9 protein-coding genes are annotated in these 9,771 nt (G+C 72.0%); 5 read left to right on the forward strand and 4 right to left on the reverse strand.

The window, feature by feature from the left end:
• Window positions 1-156 precede the first annotated feature (156 nt).
• Both ACIQWR_RS35455 and pth read left to right on the forward strand, forming a co-directional pair.
• Complete coding sequence (locus ACIQWR_RS35455) at window positions 157-729, forward strand: 50S ribosomal protein L25/general stress protein Ctc (protein ID WP_404018368.1); 573 nt, start codon at window positions 157-159, stop codon at window positions 727-729.
• 125 nt (window positions 730-854) lie between these two features.
• A complete protein-coding gene (gene pth / locus ACIQWR_RS35460; protein WP_404018371.1) occupies window positions 855-1,445 on the forward strand; it encodes an aminoacyl-tRNA hydrolase in 591 nt (196 codons plus the stop codon).
• 75 nt (window positions 1,446-1,520) lie between these two features.
• Here the strand turns inward: pth and ppc are convergent, their stop codons facing one another.
• Window positions 1,521-4,283, reverse strand: a complete 2,763-nt coding sequence (gene ppc, locus ACIQWR_RS35465; RefSeq protein ID WP_404018374.1) for a phosphoenolpyruvate carboxylase — start codon at window positions 4,281-4,283, stop codon at window positions 1,521-1,523.
• 334 nt (window positions 4,284-4,617) lie between these two features.
• Here ppc and ACIQWR_RS35470 point away from each other — a divergent pair, with 334 nt between their 5' ends.
• Window positions 4,618-5,601, forward strand: a complete 984-nt coding sequence (locus tag ACIQWR_RS35470; protein WP_404018376.1) for an acyl-CoA desaturase — start codon at window positions 4,618-4,620, stop codon at window positions 5,599-5,601.
• On the forward strand, window positions 5,601-6,272 hold the full coding sequence (locus ACIQWR_RS35475) for a TetR family transcriptional regulator (RefSeq protein WP_404018404.1): 672 nt from the start codon (window positions 5,601-5,603) through the stop codon (window positions 6,270-6,272). The genes ACIQWR_RS35470 and ACIQWR_RS35475 overlap by 1 nt, the downstream gene beginning before the upstream one ends.
• Before the next feature lie 107 nt (window positions 6,273-6,379).
• Here the strand turns inward: ACIQWR_RS35475 and ACIQWR_RS35480 are convergent, their stop codons facing one another.
• Both ACIQWR_RS35480 and ACIQWR_RS35485 read right to left on the reverse strand, forming a co-directional pair.
• Window positions 6,380-6,748, reverse strand: coding sequence for a VOC family protein (locus ACIQWR_RS35480; protein ID WP_404018379.1), 369 nt, complete (start codon window positions 6,746-6,748; stop codon window positions 6,380-6,382).
• Window positions 6,749-6,752: 4 nt separating this feature from the next.
• Window positions 6,753-7,595: a trans-aconitate 2-methyltransferase gene (locus ACIQWR_RS35485; protein WP_404018381.1), complete on the reverse strand. Its 843-nt coding sequence runs from the start codon at window positions 7,593-7,595 to the stop codon at window positions 6,753-6,755.
• Between the two features lie 174 nt (window positions 7,596-7,769).
• Between ACIQWR_RS35485 and ACIQWR_RS35490 the strand changes: the two genes are divergently transcribed.
• Entirely contained in the window at window positions 7,770-8,267 is a 498-nt protein-coding gene (locus ACIQWR_RS35490) for a MarR family transcriptional regulator (RefSeq protein WP_330330854.1), read from the forward strand.
• On the opposite strand, the gene ACIQWR_RS35495 is transcribed toward ACIQWR_RS35490, so the two are convergent.
• On the reverse strand, window positions 8,226-9,008 hold the full coding sequence (locus ACIQWR_RS35495; RefSeq protein ID WP_404018382.1) for a LuxR C-terminal-related transcriptional regulator: 783 nt from the start codon (window positions 9,006-9,008) through the stop codon (window positions 8,226-8,228). The two genes, ACIQWR_RS35490 and ACIQWR_RS35495, sit on opposite strands and share 42 nt — an antisense overlap.
• Between the last annotated feature and the right edge of the window lie 763 nt (window positions 9,009-9,771).

Here is a 9,771-nt window from a genome sequence, read left to right on the forward strand (position 1 = left end):
CCCCGCCGGGTACACTCTCCGAGTTGCTCGGCGAGGGAGGCCGTACCTGTTTCCGAACGGGTTCCGGTGCTCCGTTATCGACGCGCTCTTCGTAGCAGGCCGTGTTTCGGCCGGGTGACGTTCGAGTCCAATTCCGTCATCCCACGAGGAGTGAACATGGCTGAGATCAAGCTTGCCGCCAAGACCCGTACCGACTTCGGCAAGGGTGCTTCCCGCCAGGCCCGTCGCGACGGCTTCGTCCCCGGCGTCATCTACGGCCACGGCACCGAGCCGAAGCACGTCGACGTCGAGGCGCACAGCCTGCAGCTGGCGCTGCGCACCGCGAACGTCCTGCTCTCCCTGGACATCGCGGGCGGCGGCTCCGAGCTGGTCATCCCGAAGGCCGTGCAGAAGCACCCGCTGAAGCGCTCGATCTCCCACGTCGACTACCTGATCGTCAAGAAGGGCGAGAAGGTCACCGTCGACGTCGCGATCGTGACCGAGGGCGACCTGGCCGCCGGTGGCAACATGCTGGAGACCCTCCAGAACACCATCTCGGTCGAGGCCGAGGCCACCCACATCCCGACCGAGGTCACCGTCTCCATCGCGGGCCTCGAGGCCGGCGCCACCATCCACGCCAAGGACCTCGTCCTGCCGGCCGGCACCACGCTGGCCGTCGACGGTGACATCGCCGTCCTGCAGGTCGTCGCCCCGCAGGCCGAGGAGCCGGCCGCCGGCGCCGAGGCCTGAGCCTCACCGCACATCAGTTGCTGACCGACCGCCGTCCGGCTCCACTGGAGCGGGACGGCGGTCGTTTCGTTGCGGGACCCCTGTAACCCCCTGTAGGACCCTGTAGGACCTCGAAGGAGCTTTTGATGTCGGACGACACGGCGCCCTGGCTGATCGTGGGTCTGGGCAACCCGGGCGCCGAGTACGCGGGCAACCGGCACAACATCGGGTTCATGGTGGTCGACCTGCTCGCGGAGCGGATGCGCGGCAAGTTCAAGGCGCACAAGGCGCGGGCGCAGGTCGTGGAGGGCCGGATCGGCCCGCCGGGGCCGCTGAACCGGCGCGTGGTGCTGGCGAAGCCGATGTCCTTCATGAACCTGTCGGGCGGGCCGGTGACGGCGCTGCGCGACTTCTACAAGGTGCCGCTGGACCGGATCGTGGCGGTCCACGACGAGCTGGACATCGACTACCCGACGCTGCGGCTCAAGCTGGGCGGCGGGGACAACGGGCACAACGGCCTGAAGTCGATGACGAAGTCGATGGGCCCGGACTACCACCGGGTGCGCTGCGGCATCGGTCGTCCGCCGGGCCGGATGCAGGTGGCCGACTTCGTGCTGAAGGACTTCTCCTCCACCGAGCGCAAGGAGCTGGACTGGTTCGTGGACCGGTCGGCGGACGCGGTGGAGTGCCTGCTCCAGGAGGGCCTGGAGCGCGCGCAGTCGACGTACAACTCCTGACGCCAGGACGCGTACGGGCAGAGCCCCCCGCCGGACCGGGTCCGGCGGGGGGCTCTGTCGTGCGTACGGGCGTGCTCAGCCGGTGTTGCGCAGGCCGGCGGCGACGCCGTTGACCGTGAGCAGCAGGGCCCGGGCGAGCAGCGGGTCGGCTTCCTCGCCGCGCTCGGCCGCCGCGCGCTGGCGGGCCAGCAGCGAGACCTGGAGGTAGGAGATCGGGTCCAGGTAGGCGTCGCGGACCTCGAAGGTCTGCTGGAGCACCGGCTGGGAGGCGAGCAGCGTGTCGCCGCCGGTGACCCGCAGGACCTCGCGGACGGTCAGCTCGTGCTCGGCCTCGATGCGGGCGAAGACGTGCTTGAGGTGCTCGGGGACGAGCGTGTCGACGTAGTGGCGGGCGATCCGCAGGTCCGTCTTGGCCAGCGTCATCTCGACGTTGGAGAGGAAGTTGCGGAAGAAGTGCCACTTCTGGCCCATCTCCGCGAGCACGTCGTCCTGGCCGGCCTCGCGCAGCGCCTTGAGGCCGGAGCCGACGCCGTACCAACCGGGGACGATCTGGCGGGACTGGGTCCAGCCGAAGACCCACGGGATGGCGCGCAGCCCGTCCAGGCCCGCTCCGGAGTCGGGGCGGCGCGAGGGCCGGGAGCCGAGGTGGAGGTCGGCGAGCTGGTCGACGGGGGTGGCCGCGAAGAAGTACGACGGCAGGTCGGGGTCCTCGACCAGGGCGCGGTAGGCGCCGTGGGCGGCGTCGGAGACCGTGTCCATGGCCGCGTCCCAGCGGGCGAGGGCCTCGTCGGACTGGCGCGGCGCGGTGTGCAGGGCGGAGGCCTGCAGGGTCGCGGCGACGGTCAGTTCGAGGTTCTCGCGGGCCAGCGAGGGGACGAGGTACTTGTCGGAGATGACCTCGCCCTGCTCGGTCACCTTGATCTCGCCCTCCAGCGTGCCCCAGGGCTGGGCCAGGATCGCGTCGTGCGAGGGGCCGCCGCCACGGCCGACGGTGCCGCCGCGGCCGTGGAAGAGGCGCAGCCGGACGCCGTAGCGGTGGGCGACGTCGCGCAGCCGGCGCTGGGCGCGGTGGATCTCCCACTGGCTGGTGGTGATGCCGCCGAACTTGGAGGAGTCGGAGTAGCCGAGCATGACCTCCTGGACCTCGCCGCGCAGCGAGACGAGCCGCCGGTAGGAGGGGTCGGCGAGCATCTCGTCGAGGATGACGTCGGCGGCGCGCAGCTCGTCGGTGGTCTCCAGCAGCGGGACGATGCCGATCTTGGCCCAGCCCGCGTGCAGGTCGATGAGGCCGGCTTCGCGGGCCAGGACGGCCGCGGCGAAGACGTCGTCGGCGCCCTGGCACATCGAGATGATGTAGGACTCGATGACCTCGGGGCCGAACTTCTCGAAGGCGTCCTTGATCGCGCCGAAGACCCCGAGGGTCTTGTGCCCGGCGGCGTCCAGGGGCGCCGGGGTGGGCGCCAGCGGGCGCCGCGAGCGGAGCTCCTTGGCGAGGAGCTTCTGCCGGTAGTCGCGGGGCATGTCCGCGTAGCGCCACGACTCCTCGCCGAGGCGGTCGAAGAGCTGACCGAGGGCGTGGTGGTGGGCGTCGGCGTGCTCGCGCACGTCCATGGTGGCCAGCTGGAGCCCGAAGGCGGCCAGCGTGCGGATCGTGCGGTCCATGCGGCCGTCGGCGAAGAGCGCCCCGCGGTGCTGGCGCAGCGAGGTCTGGATCAGCGTGAGGTCGGTGAGCAGCTCGGCGGTGCCGAGGTAGTCGCGGCCGTCCTCGTGCGCGGTGCCCTTGGCGAGGCGCTCGCGGGTGTTGACCAGCTTCTGCCGGATGCAGGTGGCCTTGAGCCGGTAGGGCTCCTCGGCGTTGAGGCGCTTGTAGCGGGGGCTGATCTCCGGCAGGCGTTCGAGGTCGGCCTGGAGCGAGGTCAGCAGTTCCTCGGTGGCTCCGGTGTAGCGGATGGAGTTGGAGAGGAGACCGCGCAGGAAGTCGACCAGTTCGAGGGCGTCGGTGATGCCGTGCTCGTGCTGGAGGATCAGCACGTCGCGGGTGACCTCGGGGGTGACGTTGGGGTTGCCGTCGCGGTCACCGCCGATCCAGGTGCCGAAGGTGAGCGGCCGGGTGCCCGGGGGGAGCTCGACGCCGACGCGGTCGAGTTCGGCGGCGAGGTCCTCCAGGACGTCACCGACGGCTCCGGCGTGGAGTTCGTCGAGGTAGTAGATCGCGTTGCGGGCCTCGTCGGCGGGCTCGGGGCGCACCACGCGCAGCTCGTCGGTCTGCCAGACGAGGTCGATGTTCTCGGCGAGGCGCAGGTCGTGGCGGCGCCGGTCACCGGCGCCGGTGACGGGCTCCTCCAGCAGGGCGGCGATGCGGCGCAGCTTGTTGAGGACGCTGCGGCGCGCGGCTTCGGTGGGGTGCGCGGTGAAGACGGGGCGCACGTTGAGGTTCTTGACCGTCTCGCGCAGGTGCTCGGGGTCGGCGTCCTTGAGCATGTCCGCGGTACGGGCCAGGAGGCTGCCCTCGGCGGCGCGGTGGGCGCGCAGTTCCTTGCCGCGGTGCACCTGCTCGGTGACGTTGGCGAGGTGGAAGTAGGTGGAGAAGGCGCGCACCAGCTTGGCGGCGGTCTCCAGGTCGATGTCGCCGAGGAGGGAGGCGGCGGCTTCGCCGTCCGTGCGGGTGAGGGCACGGACGCGTTCGACCAGGTCGAGGAGGTCCTGACCCTCCTGGCGTACGAGGGTTTCGCCGAGGAGGTCGCCGAGGCGGCGGATGTCCGCGCGCAGCTCCGCGTTGGCCATGTCTGCTGTTGTAACCGTGGCCGGGGTGACGGGGGCCTGGTCAGCACTGCTCACAGGTGCGGCTCCTTGCAGTGTTTCGAGCGCTACTGGGGCGGGGGCCGCCGGAGTGCGCACGGCGGCGCGTGCCCGGACGGCAGTCCGGGGGTACCCCTGCCTGTCGCGCAGCTCGGCTGCCCGTGCGGACCGCGCTGTCCGACGACACCAGGATAGGTGTCCGGGCCAGGTGTCCGGCGCGCCGCTCGACTCCGTCTCGCGATCCGGTCCCGTCGCGGGGGGCCGCTGGGGCGCCGCTCTTGCCGCGGGGCGGAGCTTTGCCATACTTACGTTGCCGTAGGTTACGGGTCCGTAGCCGGGCTCCTGCCGACTCCTTCACCCCCCAGGGGACCCCATGACCGTAAGCCCCGATCTGATCGAGGACGCCTCGGCGGACTCCGGATCACCCCGTCCTTCCGCCACGCTCGGCGGCGAGAGCAAGAGGTCCGTCGAACAGATCGCGCTGCTGCTCTTCATCGCCGTGCCCTTCGTGGCGGTGCTGGCGGCGATCCCGCTGGCCTTCGCCTGGGGCGGGGTGAGCTGGTTGGACCTGGGCCTGATGGTGTTCATGTACTTCCTGGCCTGCCACGGGATCACCATCGGTTTCCACCGCTACTTCACGCACGGTTCCTTCAAGGCGAAGCGACCGCTGCGGATCGCGCTGGCCGTCATGGGCTCGATGGCGGTGGAGGGGCCGCTGGTGCGCTGGGTGGCCGACCACCGCAAGCACCACAAGTACTCCGACCACGAGGGCGACCCGCACTCGCCGTGGCGCTTCGGCGAGACGCTCCCGGCCCTGATGAAGGGCCTGTGGTGGGCCCACATCGGCTGGCTCTTCGACGAGGAGCAGACCAACCAGGAGAAGTACGCACCGGACCTGATCAAGGACCCGGCGATCCGGCGGATCTCGCGCGACTTCATCTACTGGACGATGTTCTCGCTGGCGATCCCGCCGCTGGTGGGCGGCCTGGTCACGATGTCCTGGTGGGGCGCCTTCACCGCGTTCTTCTGGGGCTCGCTGGTCCGGGTGGCGCTGCTGCACCACGTGACGTGGTCCATCAACTCGATCTGCCACGCGGTGGGCAAGCGCCCCTTCAAGTCCCGCGACCGTTCGGGCAACGTCTGGTGGCTGGCCGTCCTGTCCTGCGGCGAGTCCTGGCACAACCTGCACCACGCCGACCCGACGTCGGCGCGGCACGGCGTGCTGCGCGGGCAGGTCGACTCCAGCGCCCGGCTGATCCGTTGGTTCGAGCTGGCCGGCTGGGCGAGTGACGTCCGCTGGCCGTCGGCGTCCCGCATCGATGGTCGGCGCAAGGAAAAGGCGTCGAGCGCGGCATGATGGGTGACGTGGCGATCGACGGCGGTACCCCCAGCAGCGACAAACCCCGGCGGAGCCGTCGGGTCCGGATGACGGGCGCCGAGCGGCGTCAGCAACTGCTGGAAATCGGTCGCACGCTGTTCGCGGAGAAGGGCTTCGAAGGCACGTCGGTGGAGGAGATCGCGGCCAAGGCCGGGGTGTCCAAGCCGGTGGTCTACGAGCACTTCGGCGGCAAGGAGGGCCTGTACGCGGTCGTCGTGGACCGCGAGATGCGCCAGCTGCTGGACGGGGTGACGGGCGCGCTGACGGCCGGGCACCCGCGGGAGCTGCTGGAGCAGGCCGCCTTCGCGCTGCTGGACTACATCGAGTCGTACACGGACGGCTTCCGGATCCTGGTCCGCGATTCGCCGGTGGCCCAGTCGACGGGCACCTTCGCCTCGCTGATCAGCGACATCGCGACGCAGGTCGAGGACATCCTGGGCCTGGAGTTCAAGGCGCGCGGCTTCGATCCCAAGCTGGCGCCGCTGTACGCGCAGGCGCTGGTCGGGATGGTCGCGCTGACCGGGCAGTGGTGGCTGGACGTCCGCAAGCCGAAGAAGGCGGAGGTCGCGGCGCACCTGGTGAACCTGGCCTGGCACGGCCTGGACCGGCTGGAGTCGAAGCCGCGCCTGGTGGGCCACCGCAAGAGCTGACGACCCGCGACGCACGCGAGGCGGCGCCCCGCCACCGGGATCACCGGTGGCGGGGCGCCGCTGCGTGTCGTGGGGGCCTTACGGGCGTCCGCGCGGGCCCGGGGCGGTCAGTGCGCCGGGTCGGGCTCCAGGAACTCCAGCCGGTTGCCGACGGGGTCCTCGGAGTAGAAGCGCCGGTGCCCGGGCAGGTCGTCGTCCCAGACGACGGTGGCGCCGCGGTCGGCGAGCTGCTGCGCGTAGGCCGCTATGCCGGTGACGCGCAGTCCCGGATGGGCCTTGCGGGCCGGGCGGAAGTCCTCCTCGACGCCCAGGTGGAGCTGGACGGGGCCGGCTGCGAACCAGCAGCCGCCGCGCGCCGCGAGGACGGGCGGCTTGGGGATCTCGGTCATGCCGAGCACGTGCCCGTAGTACGCGCGCAGCGCGTCCTCGGAGCCGGGCGGTGCGGCGAGCTGGACGTGGTCGACGGCGCTGAGCACGGGGTCAGTTCTCCTTGCGGGCGATGGCGAAGATGCGGCGGAACGGGAAGACGGTGCCGCGCGGACCGGCCGGGTAGGCCGCGCGCAGCAGGTCGCGGTAGGCGGCGAGGAACTCCTCCACGGCCACCCGGTCGTCGCCCAGCGCGGTCAGGACGGGCCGCAGCGCGGTCCCCTTGACCCAGTCGAGGACCGGGTCGGGGCCGGTGAGGAGCTGGTAGTACGTGGTCTCCCAGACGTCGACGGCGCAGCCGAGCCCGGTGAAGCGCTCCAGGTACTCGGCGGGTTCGAGGACGTGGCTGTGGCCGGCGCCGAGCCCGGAGAGCCGGGAGCGCCAGCGCGGGGTGTCGCACAGGGCGTGCAGCAGGGCGTGGCTGGGCGCGGTGAAGTTGCCGGGGACCTGGAAGGCGAAGGTGCCGCCGGGGCGCAGTCCGTTGATCCAGGCGGCGAGCGAGCCGGGGTGGCCGGGCACCCATTGCAGGGCGGCGTTGGAGACGATTAGGTCGTACGCCTGTTCGGGGAGCCAGTCCGTCAGGTCGGCGGGGGCGAAGTCGAGGGAGCCGCCGCCGGGGGTGGGGCCCGCGTACTCCTCGGTGGCGCGCCGGAGCATCTCCGGGGAGAGGTCGAAGCCGGTGATCGCGGCGTCGGGCCAGCGATCGGCGAGCAGGGCGGTGACGTTGCCGGGGCCGCAGCCGAGGTCGGCGATGCGGGCGGGTGCGGTGGGGAGCGCCTGGATGCGGCCGAGCAGGTCCAGGAAGGGGCGGGCGCGGTGGTCCGCGTGGCGCAGGTACTGCTGCGGATCCCACGTCGGGGCGGGTGCGGCGCCCTTGGCCGCGGTGTCGGAATGCATGTTCGAGCCTCCCTGCGGATGGTGCGGGTGGAAGCATCTGGGTTCCGGCCGCTCCCTTCCCCATGGTCACGCCGAATATATCTTGATGTCAAGAGACTTGATGACGAGAAACTCCTCATCGAGAGACTTAATGTCAAGAGACTTCACGTCGACATACCCCTTACACTGATCGGCATGGAGGACGAGGTCGACCGATTGGTCGCGGCATGGCGGCGCGAACGCCCTGACCTCGACGTGGAACCGCTCGAAGTGCTCAGCCGCGTGAGCCGGCTCGCGCGCCACCTGGACCGGGCCCGCAGGCTCGCCTTCGCCGAGCACAGCCTGGAGCCGTGGGAGTTCGACGTCCTGACGTCGCTGCGCCGGGCCGGCGCGCCCTACCAGCTCTCCCCCGGGCAGCTGCTGACGCAGACCCTGGTCACCTCGGGCACCATGACCAACCGGATCGACCGGCTCGCGAAGAAGGGCCTGGTCGAGCGACTGCCCGACCCCAACGACCGGCGCGGCGTCCTGGTCCGACTGACCCCCGAGGGGCGCGACCGCGCCGACCAGGCACTCGCCGGGCTGCTCGCCCAGGAGCGGGCGATCCTGGCCCAGCTGTCCCGGTCCGAGCGCGGCGACCTGGCCTCGCTGCTACGCCAGTTGACCGCTCCGTTCGACAACATCCCCGGCTAGGTCCGCGGGACGCACGCCCGCGCGCCGGGCCAGCGCCACGGCCGCCAGCGTGGAGTGCACCCCGAGCTTGCCCAGCACGTTCTGCATGTGGGTGCGCACCGTGTGCGGGGACAGGAACAGCCGCGCCGCGACGTCCTTGCGGCCCAGGCCGGCCACCATGCAGCGCAGCACCTCGTGTTCGCGCGGGGTCAAGGACTCCACCAGGCGCTCGCTGTCGGTGCGGTGCTTGCGGGCCTGGGTCAACTCCCGCAGCACGCCGGTGAGCAGGGCGGGCGGCAGGTGGGTCTCCTCGCGCAGGACACCCCGGACCACGGCGAGCAGCCGCGACAGCGAGCAGTCCTTCGCCACCCAGCCGGACGCCCCGGCCTGCAGGGCGTGGGCGGCCCGGCGCGGTTCGTCGCGCTCGGCGAGTACGACCGTACGGACCCCCGGATGCGCCGTGCGCACGGCCGCGACCAGCGCGAGCCCGTCGCCCGGCGGCGCACCGGAGCCGTGCTCCCGCTGCGCGGGGAACGCCCCGGTGGCGCCGGCCGGGCCGCCGGTGGCCCCACTGAGATCGGCGTCGACGAGCAACACGTCGAAGCGGCGCCCCTCGCTGACGCCCCGTTCGAGGCAGCGCAGCGCGGCGGGGCCGCTACCGGCCGCGGACACGTCCACGTCCGGCTCGGCCGCGAGCGCGGCGGCGAGCGACTCGGCGAAGATGCGGTGATCGTCCACCACGAGAACCCGGATACGAACCACAGAACCCCCAAGGGTCGGGGAACGGACAACTGCGGGTACGGCGCCCGGACCGGGTGATCCGCAGCTGCCGCGGCCGCCGCCGTGACACCTCTGCACTACCCCGGAGCGGACGTCGTACCCGACTCGTCTCGACCCCTGAATCAACACCGGCCCCCACCGGTGTCACGCATCAGCGTAGGGCCGGGGGCCGCTCGTGGTTGGCCGAATAGCAGAAGTTTTTCGAGGCATTTTCCGGTGCGGCGGCCTGTGGAGAGCCTGTGCATGGCTTGATATCGCCCGTCGCTCCGGGCCGGAATCCCGTTTCCGCTTCTGCCCTTGCCACGGGCAGGTGCACGGGGGCATTTCACGCAGCGCGCGCACGCCGGGCGCCCGCGCACAGCGCCCCACCCCGGCGCGCGGCGCCACCCTCCGCGCCCCCGCGCTCCCGGGCCGCGCCGGAGCCGAAGCCCGCCCCGCCGGGGCCGAAGCTCGCCTCACCGGAGCCGAAGCCCGCCCCGCCGGGGCCAAACCCAGCCCGGCCGGGGCCGAAGTCCGCCTCGCCGGAGCCAAACCCAGCCTCGCCGGCGTTTGAGGCGCGGGTCCGGGCGGAGCCCCCGGGCCCCTTCCAGTCGGGCCTGGCCCACTCCAGCCCCGCCGGCGTTTGAGGCTTCGGCCCGGCGGAGCCACTCCAGCCTCGCCGGCGTTTGAGGCGTGGGGTCTGGGGCGGAGCCCCAGGAGCCCCGCAGGGGACAACGGCCCTGGCGGGCCGCCCCGGGCTCCGCCC

Origin of the sequence: Streptomyces sp. NPDC098789, assembly GCF_044759975.1 — a bacterium.
In the GTDB taxonomy this organism is placed as follows: Bacteria; Actinomycetota; Actinomycetes; order Streptomycetales; family Streptomycetaceae; genus Streptomyces.

Excerpts from the sequence above, each read along its gene's own strand:
- ACIQWR_RS35485 (WP_404018381.1), bottom strand. The coding sequence starts at position 7,595 with ATGCATTCCGACACCGCGGCCAAGGGCGCCGCACCCGCCCCGACGTGG.
- pth (WP_404018371.1), top strand. The coding sequence starts at position 855 with ATGTCGGACGACACGGCGCCCTGGCTGATCGTGGGTCTGGGCAACCCG.
- ACIQWR_RS35475 (WP_404018404.1), top strand. The coding sequence starts at position 5,601 with ATGGGTGACGTGGCGATCGACGGCGGTACCCCCAGCAGCGACAAACCC.
- ACIQWR_RS35470 (WP_404018376.1), top strand. The coding sequence starts at position 4,618 with ATGACCGTAAGCCCCGATCTGATCGAGGACGCCTCGGCGGACTCCGGA.
- ACIQWR_RS35455 (WP_404018368.1), top strand. The coding sequence starts at position 157 with ATGGCTGAGATCAAGCTTGCCGCCAAGACCCGTACCGACTTCGGCAAG.
- ACIQWR_RS35490 (WP_330330854.1), top strand. The coding sequence starts at position 7,770 with ATGGAGGACGAGGTCGACCGATTGGTCGCGGCATGGCGGCGCGAACGC.